The sequence below is a fragment of the Brucella pseudogrignonensis genome (genome assembly GCF_032190615.1).
Lineage (GTDB): Bacteria > Pseudomonadota > Alphaproteobacteria > Rhizobiales > Rhizobiaceae > Brucella > Brucella pseudogrignonensis_B.
On record NZ_JAVLAT010000001.1, the window covers coordinates 1,918,831 to 1,939,274 of the forward strand.

Genomic DNA, 20,444 nt, shown 5'->3' on the forward strand with positions numbered 1-20,444 from the left:
TCTGCAAGCCTGTGGAAAACCACAGATATTGCGGACCGTTACCTGCGCATGGGAGGCCAGAATGGCAAAGTGGGTGTACGCATTCGGTGATGGCAAGGCAGAGGGCGCTGCGCGTGATCGCAACCTTCTCGGCGGAAAAGGGGCGAATCTGGCTGAAATGAGCAGCCTTGGACTGCCCGTGCCGCCCGGTTTTACAATCACCACGGAACTTTGCACCTCCTATTACGACAATGAGCGCACCTATCCCGCTGAGCTGGATCAACAGGTGCAGATGGCGCTTGATCAGGTAGCGAAGCTAACCGGACGCGTTTTTGGGGGCGTGGAGAAGCCATTGCTCGTCTCCGTGCGTTCGGGTGCGCGGGCATCCATGCCGGGCATGATGGATACGGTTTTGAACCTTGGTCTCAATGATGAAACCGTGCAGGCAATTGCGCGTGAAGCTGGCGACGAGCGTTTCGCTTACGACAGCTATCGCCGCTTCATCCAGATGTATTCGGATGTCGTGCTGGGGGTTGATCACGGTTTCTTTGAAGAAATTCTTGAAGATAAAAAAGCTGACCTTGGTGTCGAGGTTGATACGGCACTCAGCGCTTCCGACTGGAAAGATGTGATCGCGCTCTACAAGGCGAAGGTCGAGGAAGAGCTTGGCGAGCCTTTCCCGCAAGATCCGCGTGATCAGCTTTGGGGTGCGATCAGTGCTGTTTTCTCAAGCTGGATGAATGCACGTGCCATCACTTATCGTCGACTGCATAACATCCCGGCCCAATGGGGTACGGCGGTCAATGTGCAGGCCATGGTGTTCGGCAATATGGGCGAAACGTCTGCGACCGGCGTTGCCTTCACCCGCAACCCATCGACTGGCGAAAAGAAGCTCTATGGCGAGTTTCTGGTCAATGCGCAGGGTGAAGATGTCGTGGCTGGCATCCGTACACCACAGAACATCACCGAAGAAGCGCGTATTGCTGCGGGCTCTGACAAGCCTTCACTTGAAAAGGTCATGCCGGAGGCGTTTGCCGAGTTTTTGAAGGTCGCGGACCGGCTTGAGCAGCATTATCGCGATATGCAGGACCTGGAATTTACCATCGAGCGCGGCAAGCTCTGGATGCTGCAAACGCGTTCCGGCAAGCGCACGGCAAAGGCAGCGCTCAAAATGGCCGTTGAAATGGCCGCCGAAGGTTTGATTACACAAGAAGAAGCCGTACTGCGCATCGATCCGGCGGCGCTCGACCAGCTTTTGCATCCGACCATCGATCCGCGTGCGGAGCGTATTGTCATCGGACAAGGCCTGCCTGCTTCTCCTGGAGCTGCAACAGGCGAAATCGTGTTCTCGTCTGAAGATGCCGAACAGGCCAAGGCTGAAGGCCGCAATGTCATTCTGGTGCGTGTTGAAACAAGCCCGGAAGACATTCACGGTATGCACGCGGCTGAAGGCATTCTGACCACGCGCGGTGGCATGACCAGCCATGCGGCAGTGGTTGCACGCGGTATGGGCAAGCCTTGTGTGTCTGGCGCAGGCTCGCTGCGCGTCGATTATCGCAACGGTATCATGCTTGCCGCTGGCCAGACTTTCAAAAAGGGTGATGTGATCACCGTTGACGGCGGAAACGGGCAAGTGCTGAAAGGCAAAGTTGCCATGTTGCAGCCCGAACTTTCAGGTGACTTTGGCCAATTGATGCAATGGGCAGACAAGACCCGCCGTATGAAAGTGCGCGCCAATGCCGAAACCCCAGCAGACGCGCGTACTGCGCGCTCTTTTGGGGCGGAAGGCATCGGTCTTTGCCGCACTGAACATATGTTTTTTGAAGGCGAACGCATTATCGCGATGCGCGAGATGATTCTTGCCGATAAGGAAGACGGTCGCCGTGCGGCCCTGGCCAAGCTGTTGCCGATGCAAAGCTCGGATTTTGTCGAACTGTTCGAGATTATGAAGGGCTTGCCAGTCACGATCCGTTTGCTCGATCCGCCTTTGCATGAATTTCTGCCGCGCACTGATGAAGAAGTTGCAGAAGTGGCGAGCGCCATGGGCGTCGACGCGGATAGACTGCGTGAGCGCGCCGATAGTCTGCATGAGTTCAATCCGATGCTCGGCCATCGTGGTTGTCGCTTAGCAATTTCCTATCCGGAAATTGCTGAAATGCAGGCGCGCGCAATCTTTGAAGCAGCTGTTGAAGCGGGCAAGAAGACCGGCGAGCATGTTGTGCCGGAAATCATGGTGCCTCTGGTCGGCCTCAAGGCCGAACTTGATTTCGTCAAAGCGCGCATCGATGCGGTGGCAAAGGAAGTGATCGGCGAGTCCGGTGTTCAGATCGACTATATGGTCGGCACGATGATTGAATTGCCGCGTGCAGCGTTGCGGGCTGCTGAAATTGCGGAAGCGGCGGAGTTTTTCTCGTTTGGCACCAATGATCTGACGCAGACGACCTTCGGCATTTCGCGTGATGATGCTACACCATTTCTTTCGACCTATCAGAGCCGTGGTGTGATTGAACAGGATCCGTTCGTTTCACTGGATTTTGATGGTGTGGGAGAGCTGATCCAGATCGCGGCTGAGCGTGGACGCAAAACGCGTGAAAAGCTCAAGCTGGGTATTTGTGGCGAGCATGGCGGCGATCCCGCATCGATCAGTTTCTGCGAGCAAACAGGCCTTGATTATGTGTCCTGTTCGCCATTCCGGGTGCCGATTGCACGATTAGCTGCAGCTCAGGCTGCAATTCGCAAGAAATAGTTTCCACAATCGGCTATGGTTCTGGCATTGAAGCGGTTTGCTTGAATGCCAGAACTTCATTTGCCGGGGTGGCTATGTTTCGTCAATTCTTCGCGGCAGCGGCCGCACTCATTTGTTTCAATCATGGGGCAAGCGCCTATGATGCGCTGCCACAACCTGAAAAACATGAAAAAATCAGCATTGTTGAGCCAAAGTTATATATTGCAAAAGGTGGCCCCGCGGCACCACAGGTAGCACTCACCCTTGATGCCTGCATGGGTAAGACGGATCATCGTATTCTTGATGTTCTCGTACAGAACCGTATTCCGGCTACAATTTTTGTCACTGCACGTTGGTTGAAGCAGAATGCCGAAGCCTTTGCGGTAATGAAGGCCAATCCCGATCTTTTTGATATTGAGAACCATGGCAATATGCATGTGCCGGCCATTACCAATGTGCGCACGATGTATAATATCAAAACCGCGGGTTCGTTGGATGCTGTTCGTTCCGAAATTGATGGTGGTGCTGATGCAATCGCGAAAGCGGGTGCATCAAAGCCAGAATGGTATCGCGATGCTACTGCCCGTTATTCTACAGATGCCGTGAAGCTCGCGGAAAATATGGGTTACAAAATTGGCGGCTATTCGCTCAATGGCGATCAGGGGGCATCTTTGTTAGCACCCGTTGTTGCAAAGCGCATTATGGCAGCACGTGATGGGGATGTCATCATCTCACATATTAATCAGCCGTCACGTTCGGCGGGTGAGGGTGTGGCCAAAGGCATTCTTGCGCTTCAGGCTAAGGGTATGAAATTTGTGAAGCTCCGTGATGTCAAAACGAGCATGGAGCTTAATCCTGTACCCGCACATAATTTGCACGCTGTAGCGCCTGCGGCAATTGCAGAACCACAGACAGCTGAGTGAATTACCTAATCGCCATTCGTGGTTGTGCCCTTCGGCGTCAGACTTTTCATCACGGCTGCATAATTGTGGCCGAGGCTGACGAACAGAGCGTTTTCGCCGGTGGGTGGAGCCACTGAAAGTGTGGTGCCGTCGTGGCCTAAAGTGACAAATACAACCTGGTCGTGCGGTTGCCCGGCAATGGCAATCGCGCCAATGCGCTGCGCCTGAGTGGTATCCAGTGCCGGCATGTTGAAAAGAACTTCGCCACCAACGCGCTCGGCTGCCTTGGCAAGGGCCGTGTCAAATCCTTCGATAAAAACGTCGATGGCCCCAAGAGCAAATTCAAGCTCGACAGCTTCCAGCGTCATGACATCCTGCTCTGGTTGCGCAGTGCCGGTTGTAGCTGGCATATGGCCATTATGAAGGGTGCGATCCATGTCGTCCTCTCCGACGATTCTTAAATAAGCCCCCATATATGTAAACATGCCTTTCGTTAGAAGTTGCTGCAATAGCTTTTATATTGATTTAACTCTATTTTTCCCGCTAAATTTTATAACTGGCTAAATTCGCAGGGTGGAATTGGCCTTTTTGTTTTATGCTTGAACAGTCTCTGTTATCCATCAACGTATTCCAAACGCAGTTGGGACCCTGCATGAGAAAACTTCGCTACCAGCGCCGAGAGTCGCTTTCTGCAATATGGGCATTAAGATTTGGCTTATTTGCAGCTGTGCTGTCCGCGCTCGGTTTTCTTCTGCACAGGCTTGGGAAGATTGAAACACCGGAATTTGTTCTCATTGCTGGGCTTGGCAGTGCTCTCGCGATTTTCTCATTATTCTTTTCCGCAATAGGCTTGCGTAATCTCTGGGTAAACGGTGACAAAGGTGGAACGCGATCGTTCTGGGGGAGCGTCTTTTCGCTTCTGGTTCTGATGCCGCTCTGCTTTCTTGGCAGTCAATGGTATAGCTCGCCACCGCTTTACGACTTGACGACCAATTTTGAGACGCCGCCACAGTTTCCACCGACGATGCCCGCCCGCCTGCCACATATGAATATATTAACTGACAATGTGCAGAGTGATATGTTGGCGCAGATGTCAGCCTATCCTGAATTAATCGGGCGCCGTTATGAGGCTGCACCGGATCGGGTGACCCAGGGCGTGGTAAACACAATCAAATCCTTTGGCTGGACGCGGATAAGCCATGACACGCGTTTAAAGGAGCAGAATGCAACACGTTTTACAGCCGTTGCGCATAGCCCAATTCTCGGGTTGAAAAGTGATGTAGTTATCCGCCTGCTTGATGAAGGCGAGACTACCTATGTCGATATGCGCTCGGTCTCGCAGTATGGCGAGCGGGATATGGGCTTGAATGCTGCCTTTATTACCAGCTTCTTGTCTGCTCTTGAGGGTGAAGTGAACAAGGCGCCTGCTGACGCGGAATAATCATTGTGGCTGATAAATGCTGTTGAGTGATGGATGGCCATCTGTGGTGATCTCCCCGCGACTGACCAGATCCTCCAGATGCGCTAGAACAGAAAGTGCGGCTGCTTCATGCAGGCGCCGGTCAGTATCGCGATAAATCGCTTTGACCATGTCGTGAATGGTGCGATCACCCTGAACAATACGCTCCAATATCGCCCGCTCACGCATTTTCCGATGTGCGCGCAAACCACGCACGAAGGCTGCTGGCTTGGTGACAGCGCCGCCATGACCGGGCAGATATATGCTGTCATCGCGCTCCAGTAGCTTTTCTAGCGAAGTCATATAATCGCTCATAGATCCATCGGGTGGTGCGATGATGGATGTTGCCCATGCCATCACATGATCGGCTGAAAAAAGAATGCCGGTGCCTTCAAGGCCAAAAGCCATGTGGTTAGCGGCATGCCCGGGCGTGTGTATGCCGCGAAGGCTCCAGCCATCGCCATCGATTTTCGCACCATCGGCGAGAGCAAGGTCGGGCGCAAAATCAATATCGGCGCTCGCTTCCAGCATATTGATCTCGCCGCTGTAATAGGGGCGGGCAGGGCGATGCGGACCTTCGGCGACAACGAGCGCGCCCGTCTGTTCCTTCAATCGCTTTGCGAGAGGCGAGTGGTCGCGATGCGTGTGACTCACGAAGATATGACTGACAGGGCGACCGGCAATTGCCGCAAGCAATGCCTGATAATGCGCTTCATCTTCTGGTCCAGGATCGATAACCGCCAGTGTATCGGTGCCTACAATGTAACTATTGGTGCCATGAAAGGTAAAGGCGCTGGGATTATTCGCGGTCAGCCGCAGCAGGCCTTTATTCACGGCAACCGGAGTCCCGTATTCAGGGGCAAAGCTGCCGTCAAAATCAAGCGCCATGGATTAACCCGTTCTTCTTTGGTTTTATTGATTATAGCATTTCCAGCAAAGTGGGAACCGGTTTTGCGTCGGATAATGCGTAAAAACAAATAGTTACAGCGGTTCCAACGATCCAGTCTTAACTGGAACCGCTGTAAGCGGCTTAGGACGAATATGGTCAGGCTTCAAATGATAATCTGGTGGAACGGTACGCACAGCGCCCATATTTGGGTTTAAAAAGGAGCGCGTTATTCAAGCGCCGATAGTCTCAAGCTATTGATGTGTTTTGAAGATCGGGCAGGTCACCCGGCCTTTTTCGTATCTTTGTTGAAACTGCTTCGCGATTGACAATGCGCGGCCTGTAAAGCTTTGTTATTTCAGATGCATCAAGGGTATCGGGAGGATTGCGTGAAGTTTGAAGTGCTTGAGGTTAAACCGCTTACGAAAGCCGGCTTTGCGCCTTTTGGAGATGTGATTGAGACGGAGGGCGCTGAGCTGCGTCTGATTAACAACGGCACTACAGAACGCTTTCACGATCTTGCTCATGTGGAAGCAGAAGGCACTGATGCACGCGTTCTTATCAATATTTTCCGGGGGCAGTCTTTTGCTGCACCGATTGATATTACTATGCTGGAACGCCATCCTTTTGGATCACAAGCTTTTGTCCCGTTGCATGGCAGATCGTTCCTGATCGTTGTGGCAGAGGATGATAATGGAAAGCCAGCAAAGCCGCAGGCGTTTCTTGCGCGCGGCGATCAGGGCGTGAATTACTGGCGCAATGTATGGCATCATCCGCTTGTTTCGCTGGAAGAGATATCAGATTTTCTGGTTGTGGACCGCGGAGGCAAGGAGGATAATCTTGAGGAGTATTTCTTTCCGGATTTAACATATCGGATTGAAACGATCCCGGTTCCTGCAACAGACATCTGAGGTGTGACATGGGTAAGCTATCCACACATGTTCTCGATACGGCCCATGGCAAGCCCGCGGCTGCGATGCGGCTTGAGCTTTATCGGTTGGGTTCTTTGGGAAAGACCGAGCTTATCAAGCGCACTGTAACCAATCTTGATGGCCGCACCGATGAGCTTTTACTGAGTGGAAGTGAAATGCGGGAAGGGACGTATGAGCTACACTTTCATGTCGCTGAGTATTTTGAGGCGAACGGTGCAGACGTAGCTCATCCGCCATTTCTTGATTTGATCCCTATCCGCTTTTCAATCGCAGATGACGACGGCAATTATCATGTGCCTTTACTGGTTAGTCCGTGGTCATACTCGACATATCGTGGGAGCTGACTTATCCCCGTCCGCATGAAAACAAGTAAGCTCTTCGCATCATCACTGCGAGGAGCTTTTTTATGGAAAAGACACCCAATCTAAAACTTCCCTACATCATGCCAAGCCAGGCGCAAAAGCATGTGACGCATAACGAGGCAATACGTCTTCTTGATGCAATTGTTCATCTGAGTGTGAAGTCGCGTGTGCAAACGGGTGCACCCGTCACGCCTATATCAGGCGATCGTTATATCGTTGCTGCTTCTGCCACCGGAGCCTGGGCTGGCAAAGACAATATGATTGCATTTTTTGTTGATGGTGGTTGGTCGTATATTACTGGGGGTAAAGGCTGGCTTGCTTACGTCGAAGATGAAAGCAGCTTGCTGGTTTTTAACGGTGCGAGCTGGGAAAATGCCACTGGCTCTGTTCCTGACAATCTGTCTCTATCAATGCTGGGCATTCATGCAACAGCTGATACTATTAATCGTTTCACCATTTCGTCTGAAGCCAGCCTCTTTAACAATGCGGGTGCTGGTCATCAGGTGAAAGTCAATAAAAATGCCTCCGCAAATACCGCGAGCCTCTTGTTTCAGTCTGGCTGGACAGGTCATGCAGAAATGGGTCTGAATGGTGATAATAATTTCAGCGTAAAAGTTGGCGACGACGCAGGAAACTGGCGTGAGGCGATGAAAATAGACAGATCGTCAGGAAATGTAGCCGTGGGTCAAATCTGGCCGGAAACAAGACTACATGTTGATGGGCCAATTCGCCCTGCATCATATCCTGTAGCAAGTCTTCCTTCGGCAAGCGCGAATGGGCAGGGCGCCCTTATATATGTGAACAATGCTTCGGGAGGTGCAAAACTTGCTTATTCAGACGGGGCCATATGGCGTGCTGTATCAACAGGCGCCGCGATTTCCTGAACAATAATACGTGCTGGCTTAGGGACAGACCTAAATTGAGGTCTGTCTCATTGCCGCTTATAGTTGTCTGTTGAAATAATGGTGCTTGACGAAAATCATTTGTATTACTTCAACGCGCATTTTTTTTGGACTGATATTTATTGTCTTGTATGCGTCGGTTGGGTTGTATTGTATGTGTTCTATGATTTTCTGACCGCATGGGTTGCGTTGAAAGCCGACCATGCAATGTTAGCGCTGCATTTTTAGTTGTCGCTGCATCTATTTTCAACGCTTCTAACTCTTTTGGATTGGTGCCAAACCGAGATTTAAATGCTTTTGCAAATTGCGTACCTGTGCGGAACCCGCATTTATAAGCGATCTCTTTCAGAGAAAACGGTTTGTCTTTGCGATCAATGAGAAATCTATAAGCGTGATCCAGTCTTTTATCACGAATTAGCTTTGCAATACCTCCATCTGATTCAAAGGTGCGATAGAGGTGCGAACGCGATACCCGGAATCGCTGTTGAATCATCCGCGGGCTCATGTCAGGATTTGTGATGTGATCATCTATATACCCCAGAATTCGACTGCGGATTGGGAAGCCAATAGGGTCACGTTTATGATTTTCGGTTAAAGCATTAATGCCAGATGCTAGGAGTAACAGCATTGCATTTTTCACAGCAAGCTGTTCGGTAGGTGAAAGCTTATCGGTTACATCTTTTAGTCTAGAGAGATAATCGAAAAGCAGTTTTGTCGTGGCATTTTTTGCTTCGAGAACAGTGCCGTGGAGATCACGCCAGCCGACTAATTTTTCAAGTTCATGCCGGGGGATGATGATTGTTATCCGGTTTCCTGCTTCAGTGAAACCAGATACGATTTGAGACAGATCAAAGATCAGAATATCGCCCGGTTTCGCAAAGACTTTATTGCCATTGAAGTTCCCCCTAAGCGTACCACCCAACATGACGTGAAGTACGTAATGATTGAAACCGCCCTGGGCGATGATATTTGTTGTTCGCTCACAATATTGCTCTTGGAACGATGACATCCCAACCAACAGGGTATCAATGACGTGTGACTTTGGGGTTGTTGGTTGCTCTGTTAAGGGAAGGTCTCTTGAGGATCTGTCTTTATAAAAAACTTGCAGTGCGTTCTGCCAGAGAGCTTCACGCGCTTCTGGGTCCATCAAATCCGTCGACAAAAACAGTTCTTCCTGTATTGCGCTATAATCGCAGTTTGATGAAGGCATTGTAGATATGGGCTCGGTTTGAAATGGAATCATGCTTTGCATGTATTCTTACGGTTAATGTGGCCGATTAAAATACAAATAATTATAATTCAAATAATATTATTAGAAATATTTAGTTTTAGTTATTTATTTTCAATAAATACATAATATAAATTAGTAAAGTTTAATTAAGGTAAGCCTATTTTAGCAAATTTTATTTGTTAAACATAAGTACACCCAAAGTTTGCATTATAATTTACAAAACTTTGGGTGTATATAGAATTTAAACTATAATTACTATTCTAGTATGGACTGTCTACCTTGCCCATTTCGACATAGACAGTTTTTATCTGGCTATAGTGGGTGAGGGCAGCGATGCCGTTTTCTCGACCAATGCCCGACTGCTTGTAGCCACCAAATGGCACTTCAACGGGTGTTAAATTGTAAGCATTGATCCAGCAGGTTCCTGCCTTGATCTGGTTGATGACACGATGGCCGCGCGCGATATCGGCGGTGAACACCCCGGCAGCCAGCCCGAACTCGGTATCGTTGGCGCGCGCAATCACTTCGTTCTCGTCCGAGAATTCCAGAATACTCATCACCGGCCCGAAGATTTCCTCGCGGGCAATTGTCATGTTATCGGTGACATTGGTGAAGATGGTAGGCTCGATAAAGCAGCCCTTATCAAAGCCCTGAAGCTTCGGAATGCCACCGCCGCAAGCAAGTGTTGCGCCTTCGGCCTTGCCTTTTTCAATATAAGACAGAACTTTGTCGCGCTGCGCTCCATTAATGAGTGGCCCCATCTGGGTGGCTTCATCCAGCGGATCACCAATGCGGATTTTACGTGTGCGCTCAATCAGGCGCTCAACAAATGTCTCGCGAACATTATTGTGAACAAAAACGCGCGTACCATTCGAGCAGACCTGACCGGTCGAATAGAAATTGCCGAGCATTGCACCGCCAATGGCGCTATCGAGATCAGCATCATCAAAGACGATGATGGGCGACTTGCCGCCAAGTTCCATTGTGACGTGCTTAAGGTGTTCACCCGCTTGCGACATGATCCGCTTGCCGGTGGGCACTGAACCTGTGAGCGAAACCTTCGCCGTCAGACGATGATTAACGAGCGCTGCACCCACCTCGCCAAAACCCTGAACGACGTTAAACAACCCATCGGGAAGTCCAGCCTCCTTATAGGCTTCTGCAAGTGCTAATGCTGAAAGCGGCGTGTTTTCAGACGGCTTGAAGATAAACGCATTCCCCATGGCGAGTGCCGGGGCGGATTTCCATGCCGCGATCTGGATCGGGTAATTCCATGCGCCGATGCCGACGCAGATGCCGAGCGCTTCGCGGCGCGTATAGGCGAACGAACCGCCAAGCTCTACGAATTCGCCATTGAAACCAGAGATTACGCCGCCGAAAAATTCGAGTGCATCGGCTGCGGATGCGGCATCTGCGACTAGTGTTTCCTGTAGCGCCTTGCCTGTATCAAGTGTTTCGAGCTTAGAAAGCTTCTTGTTCTTCTCACGCAAGATTTCGGCAGTACGGCGCAGTATTCGACCGCGTTCCACCGGCTTGAGCGCTGCCCATTCGCCTTGTGCCTTCAGTGCCGCAGCATAGGCGCTCTCGATCACGTCTGGTGTGGCCGAGTAAAGCTTGGCAATTTCTTCGCCTGTCGCCGGGTAGATCACTGGAAGCGGTTTGCCAGCTTTGTCTTCTACAAATGCGCCGCCGATGAAATGCGAGGCTTTGGGTTGGACTTTCATTTTATTTTCCTCGTAATTTATTAGCGGTCAGAAATTTCCCAGCGCGGGTTGATCCATGGTTCCTGATTGGATCGCGCAAGTGGAGTCCGGCCCAGAATATGATCAGAGGCCTTCTCACCAGTCATGATCGATGGGCCGTTGAGGTTGCCATTGGTTATACGCGGGAAGATTGACGAATCCGCGACCCGCAATCCCTCCACGCCAATAACACGACATTCCGGGTCAACAACCGCCATAGGATCGTCAACCGACCCCATTTTACAGGTTCCGCAAGGATGGAAAGCGCTTTCCACATGTTCACGAAGGAAATCATCGATTTCATCATCTGACTGCACATTCGCGCCGGGCTGGATTTCAGAACCGCGATAGGCAGCAAATGCTTCTTGTCCAAAAATTTCGCGGGTCAGCCGCACGCAATGACGGAAATCGGCCCAATCATCCTCATGCGACATGTAATTGAACTGTATGACAGGCTTTTCGCGTGGATTGGCCGAGCGTAAAGTAACGCTGCCCCGGGACTTTGACCGCATTGGCCCGACATGCGCCTGAAAACCGTGTGACTGTGCCGCTGCCTTGCCGTCGTACCGGATTGCTACCGGCAGGAAGTGATATTGAATGTCTGGATATTCGACGCCCGCTTTTGAACGCACGAAGGCGGCCGATTCAAAATGATTTGTTGCGCCGTCGCCGGTTTTAAAAAACAGCCATTCCGCGCCAATGCGGGCTTTCGAAAACATGTTGAGTTTGGAATAGAGCGTGATCGGCTGCGTGCATTCTTGCTGGATATAAACTTCCAGATGGTCCTGCAGATTTTGCCCGACACCGGGGCGGTCGGCCACGACCTCAATGCCGTGTTCTTTCAGCTGCGCAGCCGGGCCAATGCCTGAAAGCATCAGCAGCTTTGGTGAATTGATGGAGGATGCAGCGATGATGACTTCGCGACGTGCGCGGATGGTCGAGAAACTGCGACCCGCTTCGATTTCAACGCCGACTGCGCGCTTGCCTTCCATCACGATCTTGCGCGCTAAGCCTTTGACGAGCTTCACATTGGGTCGCTTGAGGGCTGGTTTCAGATAGGCATTGGCCGCAGACCATCGACGTCCATTATGGATCGTCTGCTCCATCGGGCCAAAACCTTCCTGCTTCTCGCCGTTATAATCGTCGGTGACCTCGAATCCCGCTTGATTTCCGGCATCGACGAAGGCTTTGAACAGCGGATTGTCGCGGCGACCGCGCTGCACATGCAGCGGACCATTGGTGCCGCGCCAGCCTTCCTGTCCGCCGTGCGAATTTTCCATCCGCTTGAAGTAGGGCAATACGTCCGCATAAGACCAGCCGCGTGCACCACTTTCCGACCAGTGATCATAATCGCGCGCATGACCGCGCACATAAACCATGCCGTTGATGGACGATGATCCGCCGACCACCTTACCGCGTGGTGTAACCAGACTGCGACCGCCGATATGCGGCTCAGGTTCCGTCGAAAAGCCCCAGTCATAGGTTTCCATATTCATGGGGAAGGAAAGGGCGGCAGGCATCTGGATGAGCGGGCCGATATCCGGGCCACCATATTCGATGACAATCACCGAGTGTCTGCCATCTTCTGACAGCCGATAGGCCATAGCCGAACCGGCCGAGCCGGAGCCGATAATAACGAAATCCGCTTCCATCTTTATCTCTCCGCCGAAAGCTGAACAGCGATGTAATCTTCAATAAGCGCAATCGCCGATGCGGCATCAGGCGCGTCTGCACCAAGCGCGTGACGGATGTAAAGCCCGTCAATCATCGCACCTGCACCCTCAGCAATACGGCTGGCGCGCTCGTGGGTGGTCAGCTGCTCCAGTGCATAGACGAAATTTGAATGGAGTCGGCGCGCATAAATGCGCAAAAGGCGCTTCGTATCTTCGGATTGCTGCGCATGAACATAGAAGGTCAGCCAGGCGGCAATCGTTTCCTGCGCAAACTGCGAGGCTGAAAAATTGACTGCGATAATAGCCGCAATGCGTTCGTGCGGCGTCTCTGTAAGCTTGATGGCCGCGTTTAAGTCGTGCCCCAGCTCACGCAGCAAATGGCGCATTGTGGCCAGGATCAGCTTGTCTTTGCCACCAAAATAATGATGCGCAAGCGCAGGCGAAACGCCTGCTTCATGGGCAATTTGCGCAACTGTGACATCAAGCGAACCACGTTGGCCGATTGTTTTGATCGTCGCATCGATAAGCTCGCGCCGCCGCTGAGGCTCCATCCCGATTTTGGGCATAATCATTATCCGCGTTGAGGTTTATTGAGTTCAATTTTATCTTTGATTGACTGATCAATCAATAAAAAATCTGAGGATGCTTCAATGACAGATTAAGCGTCTCTTGGAGCGTCTTCAAACTTGTGGGCTTGCGAGGAATGGCTGCTCTGCATACATTCAGATCATGAGCAGAGCTTTCACAAAAGAACAGGACGACGCCCCAACCGATCTTGGCGAACGCCCGATTAGCCCGCATCGCAATCTCGTCACGCCTAACGGTTTGAAGATGATTGACGACGAGCTTGCGCGTCTGCAACGTGAACTGGCTGAGGCCAATGTCGCGGGCGAACGTTCCGCCATCGCGCGTCTTTCGCGTGATCTTCGTTATTGGACATCGCGTCGTGAAACCGCAGAACTATCTGTGCCAGAGGCAGACACCGATGTTGTGCGCTTTGGTATGACGGTCGAGCTGGAAAATCTTGATGATGGCGGTATGCGGGTTTGGACTATTGTCGGCGAAGACGAGGCAGACCCCGCCAACGGCAAGATTTCCCACGTTTCGCCGGTCGCCATTATGCTTTTCGGCAAGCCGGTGGGCGATGTTTTGAAGATAAACGGCAAAGACTGGGAGATTGTGGCTGCATCGGTGTGATCTACAGCCACCCCTTCCTGCGGAAATAGAACAGCGGCAGCAAAGCCGAAGCGACCATAAGCCCAAGTGCCATCGGATAACCCCATGGGGAGTTCAGCTCTGGCATGAACGAGAAGTTCATGCCGTAGATGGATGCCACAAGTGTCGGAGGCATGAAGCCCACTGCCGCGACCGAGAATATCTTGATGATCGCGTTCTGCTCGACCGAAATGAGCCCGACGATCGTATCAAGCAGGAATGTGACCTTGTTGGACAGAAAATCCACATAGGCAACGAGTGACTGTGCATCGCGTTCGAGTGATTTGATCCAGGAACGCGTATCTTTCTTGGTAGCAACCGGGCTGTTGATTGCAGAGAGATACACTAACATTCGGCTGACACCTGCCAGGCTTTCCCGCATGCGCGATAGAAATGTTCCCTGTCCACCGATCTGTGTGAGAATGTTTCTGAAATCCTCAGTTGTCATCGGCCTTGCCTTGGGCTGGCGACGATAGATCGAGTGCGATGCCGCATCGATTTTGCCCGCAACGCCTTCCAGAATATCTGCCAGCCGATTGGTGGTCGCCTCAATGATGCCGAGCATGATGGATAGGCCGGAGCACTTGATGGGAATTAAGCCATTTCCGGGCTTCGTCGCGCGTGTGATATAGATGCTGACAGATTTGGGATTGGCATAACGCACAGTCACGAGGCGCTGCCCGTTGATGATAAACGTCACGGGAGCCAGTTCTCGATGATCAAGATCGACAGCATGAAGAATGGGCACAGTCAGATATTGCGCACCGTTCTCCATGTAAAAGCGGCTCGATTCTTCAATCTCCGTCATATCTTCGCGGGTGGGGATTGAAATGCCGGTCCATGCTTCAACGATGTGATCTTCATTGACGCCGGGTGCGAGCAAGTCAATCCAGATGACGTTATCGGGTAGTGGCGTTCCAGGTTCAACCTCGACGCGCTCGAGATGGTCTCCGTTAAGGCAATAAAGATTGATCATGCTACACCCGATTGCGAAGTCTGGAATTTCATCAGCCACCATGCGTTAAAAATGTTAACGGAATGCGGCAAACGGCGTTCTAACGCGATTTATCACAATGTTTAAACACTTGCGCCAGCCGTACGATGTAGTACACCGCCTGTCATGTCATAAGATTGAGATGAAAGGTGCAGGCGTTATGAGCCACACAACTCCTGCGGCAGAGATTCCACTCGTTGATGCTGAAATTGATAGCGTGCCGCAGCCGCCAGAACCGGAAAGGCAGAGCAGAGCCCTGCGTGTTCTTCTTGGTCTGAGCCTCGTTCTGATTGCAGCAAATCTCCGACCCGTTTTCTCAAGTGTGTCCGTTCTGCTTCCCGAAATTATTGAAGCGACGGGTATGTCTGGTGTTGGGGCTGGTGTTCTCACAACCCTGCCAGTGGTTTGTCTTGGCCTCTTTGCTCCTTTTGCACCACGTCTCGCGCAGCGGTTTGGTGCGGAACGTGTTTTGTTGTTCGTGCTCATTGTCCTCACCATCGGCACGGCTCTGCGTGGAATTGGCAGTTCAGCTGCACTTTATCTGGGGGCGGCACTGGCAGGCGCGGCGATTGCAACAGGCAATGTGCTGTTGCCAGGCCTGGTCAAGCGCGACTTTCCAAAGACGGCCGCCATTATGACCGGCCTCTACACAATGGCGCTGTGTGGTGGTGCGGCGGCAGCGGCTGGTTTTACAATCCCCATCGAACACATGCTGGGCGATTCATGGAGCTTAGCGCTCGCCTTCTGGGCAATTCCGGCGGCGCTGGTGTTTGCGCTCTGGCTGCCGCAGGCCTTGCGGGTAAATCATAATGTGGCGCATTCCGGGTTTAAGGTAAAAGGTCTCTGGAAAGACAGGCTTGCATGGCAGGTAACGCTGTTCATGGGGCTGCAATCATCCACCGCTTATATCGTTTTTGGATGGCTTGCACCGATCTTACGGGAACGGGGTCTGTCTGCGACGGCTGCCGGTGGCCTGGTTTCCTTCTCGATTATGGCGCAGGTTATAACCTGTCTGGCCGTTCCGTCGATTGCTACGCGTCAGAAGAACCAGAGCCTTTTGAATGTTATCCTTTGTATGAGTGCTGCCTTGCCACTCATCGGTTTCCTTTACCTGCCGCAATGGAGTTTCTGGGCTCTCGCGACGATCCAGGGCATCGGACAGGGTGGGCTGATTGCCGCTGCCATGATGGTCATCGTGCTGCGGGCGCCCGATTCGCATACGGCGGCACATTTATCAGGAATGGCGCAATGTGTCGGTTATACGCTTGCCGCCATAGGGCCGTTGATTGTCGGTGTAATCCACAGCGCGACAGGCAGCTTCGCAGCCTGCGGCATTTTCTTTGCTCTTCTGGGGGCGGGGGCCGCCTTTAATGGCTGGGGCGCTGGACGCGCACAGCATGTGGGTGTGACACTGATCAAAGAAAAATAGAAAAAGCCCCGGAAACCGGGGCTTTTTACTGAGCTATTAAAGTCTAGATGAACTGACCAAGGCCGGGAATTGAGCCGATTACGGCATCGACTGGTTCATTGCCAGCTTTTTCCTTGGCGAAACGGATGGTTTCTTTGGCAACGCCGGATATCTCACCCATGCCGAGACCTGCGCTCATCAATTGTGAGCCAAGGCCCATCACGCCGCCCATCAGACCTGACAGAAAACCTCCGCCCTTAACCTGCGAAATCGCTTCTTCCGCACCCGGAAAAGCTGCCAGCAGTTGCTGAACCTTATCGGCTGGGCCTTCTTTTTGCAGAAATGCCAAAATCATACCGACGGCCTTTTCTGCCGTTGCTGCATCAATGCCAACATTGGAGGTGATGCGCGCGATCAGTTCTTCCATGAGACTCTCCCGAAATATCTTACGTTTACGTAATATGCATTGTCGTGGGCGCTTTGCAAGTATTCCTGAGCTAAAATCTGCGGAATCTGTCTTTAACAAAAGCTGGAAATTAAGCCTGGATACGGAATTAAGCGTTATCGTTGTTGCGCGACGGTGCTGCTGGTATATCGTATTGTAAGCAAACCTTTTACGGAGCGACATGGCTGATGACCGCCGATGATGCAATTTTTCTTGGTGCAAGCCGCAAACCAGATGATTCCTATCAGCAGCCAGAATATCTGGCTTTGAAATATGGGAACAGGCATGGGCTTGTAACCGGCGCAACCGGCACGGGTAAGACAGTTACTTTGCAGGTGTTGGCTGAGAGCTTTTCTGCCGCTGGTGTTCCGGTTTTCTGTGCTGATATTAAGAGCGATCTTTCCGGCATTGCCGCGCCCGGCGAGGCGAACGAAAATCTCACCAAACGCGCTGAAGAAGTTGAACTCAATCCTTATGAGCTGCGTGCTTCGCCTGTTATTTTTTGGGATATTTTCGGCGAAAAGGGACATCCGGTTCGCGCTACCATTTCCGAGATGGGGCCTTTGCTGCTCTCGCGCCTGATGAACCTGACGGATGCTCAGGAAGGCGTGCTCAATGTTGCCTTCCGTCTTGCCGATGAAGAAGGTTTGCTGCTGCTGGACCTGAAAGATTTGCAGGCAATCCTCGCAGAAATGGCAGAGCGTTCGGTGGAGCTTTCGGCAAAATATGGTAACGTCAACAAAGCTTCTGTTGGTGCTATCCAGCGCTCATTGCTGGTTCTTGATCAGCAGGGGGGGACCAAGTTCTTTGGTGAGCCAGCATTGCGTATTTCTGATCTGATGCGCACAACAACGGATGGCCGTGGTGTGATCAGTGTGCTTGCCGCTGACAAGCTGATGATGAGTCCGCGCCTTTATTCGACATTCCTGCTGTGGCTTATGTCCGAGCTGTTCGAGGAACTGCCTGAAGTGGGCGACCCCGACAAGCCGCGTCTCGTCTTCTTCTTTGACGAAGCGCATTTGTTGTTTGACGAGGCACCGAAAGCACTTGTTGATCGAGTTGAGCAGGTTGTTCGCCTGATCCGATCCAAGGGGGTCGGCGTTTATTTTGTGACGCAGAATCCGCTTGATGTGCCTGAAACCGTGTTGGCACAGCTTGGCAATCGCGTTCAGCACGCGCTTCGCGCTTACACGCCACGCGAAACAAACGCAGTGAAGACGGCCGCCGATACGTTCCGCCCAAATCCTGATTTCAAAACCTATGAGGCGATCACCAATCTTTCGACGGGTGAAGCGCTGGTCTCGACTTTACAGGCCAAGGGTGTGCCTTCGATGGTGCAGCGGACCTTGATCCGCCCTCCATCATCGCAGATTGGGCCTCTGTCAGCGGAAGCGCGTGCGAGAATTATCGCTGCAAGCCCGGTTGCCGGTCAATACGATCAGGCTGTGGACCGGGATTCTGCCTTTGAAATGCTGGCGCGCAAAGCGCAGGCCTCGGCAGATGCAAAGCAAACCGCCAAAGAAGAGGAATCTGGCCAGGGCGGCGGAATTCTTGGTGAAATTATGGGGACTGCATTCGGAACGGGACGCCGTTCGGGTCGCCAGACAGTAGCCGAAACGGCGATGAAGTCTGTCGTGCGTTCGGTGAGCACATCATTGGGCCGCGCGCTGGTGCGTGGAATCTTAGGAAGTTTCAAACGCTGATAGATAGCGTAATGAGAATAGAAAAAGCCCCGGATTTCCGGGGCTTTTTTAATAATTATCGCAAAATGCAGATTACATAACCAGAATAGGCGATTTTGGCGGAACGCGATTATAAAGGTCGATAATGTCCTGGTTCAACAGGCGCACGCAGCCAGACGAAACTGCCTTGCCGATTGACCACCATTCAGGATTGCCATGCAGGCGGTAGATGGTGTCTTTGCCATCTTTGAAGATATAAAGCGCGCGGGCGCCGAGCGGGTTCTTGAGACCCGGAGCCATACCGCCATTGCGCGAGCTGTATGGTTCGAGTTCTGGCTGGCGAGCAACCATCTCATCCGGTGGTGTCCAGCGTGGCCATTCGCGCTTATACTGAATGACTGCGCGGCCTGACCAAGCAAAGCCATCGCGTCCAATGCCGACGCCGTAGCGCATTGCCTGACCATTGCCGAGTACCAGATAAAGGAAACGGTTGGTTGTATCGACAACGATGGTGCCCGGCATTTCGCCTGTCGGATCCTGAACGACCTGACGCAGATAGCGCTTGTCCATTTTCTGGATCGGAATAGCAGGGAGCTGATAGCCGTTGTCTTCAACAGCTGCATACATGGATGCCCAGCTTCCATAGGAAGAATCGACACTGGCTTGTGGTGTCCGATTAATCGGATTGCCATTGGCATCAACATCGACGATTGGAACATTCTGCCCCAACTGAGCACAACCGGCGAGGCCGGCCGCCGCTGTTGCTGTCATGGCCGTTAGAAAAGAACGGCGGGTAAGGGTCGTTTGCATATGAAAACCAGATTGGTGACGGGAGGGGTGTTAGATACAACGGTTAGGGTTAATGAAGTGCGACTATTCCTTGTAATAGTCGCGAATTCCGCGGTGATAACGAGTTCGACTACATTTAGTTGCGGGCAAAACGCCCGATAAATGTGGCCTCTCGCCGTTTATAATAAGGCCTAAACATGGCTAAAGCGCCGTAAGGTATGCCGTGTTGCCGTTGCGACACAATTTTAGCCGCAACAGACGGTTGTTCAGCCTGCGGGTTATTCAAGTTTTAGTGATATTCAATCCAGTAGCTGTAGACTCGGCAAAATAAGCGCAGGCGGATACTGCTTATATTCGTCCGGTTGGTTGGATCGGTTAATCCATACGGCGCGCATGCCGAATCGTGCAGCTCCTGCAACATCCCAGCGATTGGATGATTGGAATGAGATTGCTGATGGGTAAAGCCGCCATTGCATCGTCATAAGTTCATAGACCGAAGGCGATGTTTTGTAGCGCTTTACGCTATCAGCGGAGATGACATCATCAAGCAGCACATCCAGCGCGGAGGATTTGACAGCAGCCTCGAGCATTTTGGGTGAACCGTTGGAGAGAATAGCTAATCGGGCGCCCCGGCTTTTGAGGCTTTTCAACGCGGCTGGCACTTCCGGGTAGCAATCAAGCTTCCAATAGGCTTCCAGCAAATCACTACGCAGCGCTTTATCGACTGACGGATAACGCGCAAAGGCGAAATCCAGCGCGTCTTCTGTAAGTTTCCAGAAATCCCGATATTCGCCCATCAGGCTCAGTGTCCATGAATATTCGAGCTGTTTTGTCCGCCAAAGCAGAGAAAACGCAGCGCCGTCTTGCCCCGCTTTATCCTCATATCTGCGCACAGCGGAATGCACATCAAACAATGTGCCATACGCGTCGAAAACATAAGAACTGTAGGACAACATTTTTCTCCGTTCGTGCATCAATCTCAAAAAAAGTAAAGTGAACCCTATCCTCATGCATTTTCAATAAAAATTCATTGATTTGGTGGGTGAATTTAGAAAATGCGCCATTGCCGCATGCGACGTTGCGGCCTATGTAGGTTGCGCACGCAAGTTTTAGGGCAT

The 20,444-nt window shown here is 51.8% G+C and carries 19 protein-coding genes; 9 read left to right on the top strand and 10 right to left on the bottom strand.

Annotation, left to right across the window (positions count from 1 at the left end; translation table 11 throughout):
* The first annotated feature begins 61 nt into the window (after positions 1–61).
* Both ppdK and RI570_RS09275 read left to right on the top strand, forming a co-directional pair.
* A complete protein-coding gene (ppdK, locus tag RI570_RS09270) occupies positions 62–2,725 on the top strand; it encodes a pyruvate, phosphate dikinase (protein WP_313828135.1) in 2,664 nt (887 codons plus the stop codon).
* 74 nt (positions 2,726–2,799) lie between these two features.
* A complete protein-coding gene (locus RI570_RS09275; protein WP_313828136.1) occupies positions 2,800–3,627 on the top strand; it encodes a polysaccharide deacetylase family protein in 828 nt (275 codons plus the stop codon).
* A 5-nt stretch (positions 3,628–3,632) separates the two neighbouring features.
* Here RI570_RS09275 and RI570_RS09280 read toward each other — a convergent pair whose 3' ends face one another.
* The gene (locus tag RI570_RS09280; protein WP_313828137.1) at positions 3,633–4,043 is read right to left on the bottom strand and encodes a hypothetical protein; all 411 of its coding nucleotides are present in this window, start codon (positions 4,041–4,043) and stop codon (positions 3,633–3,635) included.
* Between the two features lie 215 nt (positions 4,044–4,258).
* Between RI570_RS09280 and RI570_RS09285 the strand changes: the two genes are divergently transcribed.
* Positions 4,259–5,047 (top strand): DUF1499 domain-containing protein, encoded by a 789-nt coding sequence (locus RI570_RS09285; protein WP_313828138.1) that lies wholly within the window; start codon positions 4,259–4,261, stop codon positions 5,045–5,047.
* On the opposite strand, the gene RI570_RS09290 is transcribed toward RI570_RS09285, so the two are convergent.
* Positions 5,048–5,953 (bottom strand): MBL fold metallo-hydrolase, encoded by a 906-nt coding sequence (locus tag RI570_RS09290; RefSeq protein ID WP_313828140.1) that lies wholly within the window; start codon positions 5,951–5,953, stop codon positions 5,048–5,050. It lies immediately after the preceding gene.
* A gap of 360 nt (positions 5,954–6,313) precedes the next feature.
* Here RI570_RS09290 and RI570_RS09295 point away from each other — a divergent pair, with 360 nt between their 5' ends.
* From RI570_RS09295 to RI570_RS09305, 3 genes are all read left to right on the top strand, one after another.
* Positions 6,314–6,862 carry an ureidoglycolate lyase gene (locus RI570_RS09295; RefSeq protein WP_409558632.1) on the top strand — a complete coding sequence of 183 codons (549 nt, stop codon included), beginning with the start codon at positions 6,314–6,316 and terminating at the stop codon, positions 6,860–6,862.
* 8 nt (positions 6,863–6,870) lie between these two features.
* Entirely contained in the window at positions 6,871–7,227 is a 357-nt protein-coding gene (gene uraH / locus RI570_RS09300) for a hydroxyisourate hydrolase (protein ID WP_313828142.1), read from the top strand.
* 62 nt (positions 7,228–7,289) lie between these two features.
* Positions 7,290–8,129, top strand: coding sequence for a DUF2793 domain-containing protein (locus RI570_RS09305; protein ID WP_313828143.1), 840 nt, complete (start codon positions 7,290–7,292; stop codon positions 8,127–8,129).
* Positions 8,130–8,238: 109 nt separating this feature from the next.
* Here the strand turns inward: RI570_RS09305 and RI570_RS09310 are convergent, their stop codons facing one another.
* From RI570_RS09310 to betI, 4 genes are all read right to left on the bottom strand, one after another.
* Positions 8,239–9,309: a helix-turn-helix domain-containing protein gene (locus tag RI570_RS09310; protein WP_313828144.1), complete on the bottom strand. Its 1,071-nt coding sequence runs from the start codon at positions 9,307–9,309 to the stop codon at positions 8,239–8,241.
* A 329-nt stretch (positions 9,310–9,638) separates the two neighbouring features.
* Positions 9,639–11,102: a betaine-aldehyde dehydrogenase gene (betB, locus tag RI570_RS09315; protein ID WP_313828145.1), complete on the bottom strand. Its 1,464-nt coding sequence runs from the start codon at positions 11,100–11,102 to the stop codon at positions 9,639–9,641.
* A gap of 20 nt (positions 11,103–11,122) precedes the next feature.
* The gene (betA, locus tag RI570_RS09320; protein ID WP_313828146.1) at positions 11,123–12,772 is read right to left on the bottom strand and encodes a choline dehydrogenase; all 1,650 of its coding nucleotides are present in this window, start codon (positions 12,770–12,772) and stop codon (positions 11,123–11,125) included.
* Between the two features lie 2 nt (positions 12,773–12,774).
* Positions 12,775–13,359: a transcriptional regulator BetI gene (gene betI, locus RI570_RS09325; RefSeq protein ID WP_313828147.1), complete on the bottom strand. Its 585-nt coding sequence runs from the start codon at positions 13,357–13,359 to the stop codon at positions 12,775–12,777.
* Positions 13,360–13,522: 163 nt separating this feature from the next.
* On the opposite strand from betI, the gene RI570_RS09330 reads away from it, so the two are divergent.
* Entirely contained in the window at positions 13,523–13,990 is a 468-nt protein-coding gene (locus tag RI570_RS09330) for a GreA/GreB family elongation factor (RefSeq protein ID WP_313828148.1), read from the top strand.
* 1 nt (position 13,991) lies between these two features.
* Here the strand turns inward: RI570_RS09330 and RI570_RS09335 are convergent, their stop codons facing one another.
* The gene (locus RI570_RS09335) at positions 13,992–14,984 is read right to left on the bottom strand and encodes a magnesium transporter CorA family protein (RefSeq protein ID WP_313828149.1); all 993 of its coding nucleotides are present in this window, start codon (positions 14,982–14,984) and stop codon (positions 13,992–13,994) included.
* Positions 14,985–15,162: 178 nt separating this feature from the next.
* On the opposite strand from RI570_RS09335, the gene RI570_RS09340 reads away from it, so the two are divergent.
* Positions 15,163–16,431 carry a CynX/NimT family MFS transporter gene (locus RI570_RS09340; RefSeq protein ID WP_313828150.1) on the top strand — a complete coding sequence of 423 codons (1,269 nt, stop codon included), beginning with the start codon at positions 15,163–15,165 and terminating at the stop codon, positions 16,429–16,431.
* A 43-nt stretch (positions 16,432–16,474) separates the two neighbouring features.
* On the opposite strand, the gene RI570_RS09345 is transcribed toward RI570_RS09340, so the two are convergent.
* Positions 16,475–16,837, bottom strand: coding sequence for a DUF2267 domain-containing protein (locus tag RI570_RS09345; RefSeq protein WP_313828151.1), 363 nt, complete (start codon positions 16,835–16,837; stop codon positions 16,475–16,477).
* A 206-nt stretch (positions 16,838–17,043) separates the two neighbouring features.
* On the opposite strand from RI570_RS09345, the gene RI570_RS09350 reads away from it, so the two are divergent.
* Positions 17,044–18,558, top strand: a complete 1,515-nt coding sequence (locus RI570_RS09350) for a DUF853 domain-containing protein (RefSeq protein WP_313828152.1) — start codon at positions 17,044–17,046, stop codon at positions 18,556–18,558.
* A 72-nt stretch (positions 18,559–18,630) separates the two neighbouring features.
* On the opposite strand, the gene RI570_RS09355 is transcribed toward RI570_RS09350, so the two are convergent.
* Both RI570_RS09355 and RI570_RS09360 read right to left on the bottom strand, forming a co-directional pair.
* Positions 18,631–19,347, bottom strand: coding sequence for a L,D-transpeptidase (locus RI570_RS09355; RefSeq protein WP_187545843.1), 717 nt, complete (start codon positions 19,345–19,347; stop codon positions 18,631–18,633).
* A 278-nt stretch (positions 19,348–19,625) separates the two neighbouring features.
* On the bottom strand, positions 19,626–20,279 hold the full coding sequence (locus RI570_RS09360; RefSeq protein WP_313828606.1) for a haloacid dehalogenase type II: 654 nt from the start codon (positions 20,277–20,279) through the stop codon (positions 19,626–19,628).
* Between the last annotated feature and the right edge of the window lie 165 nt (positions 20,280–20,444).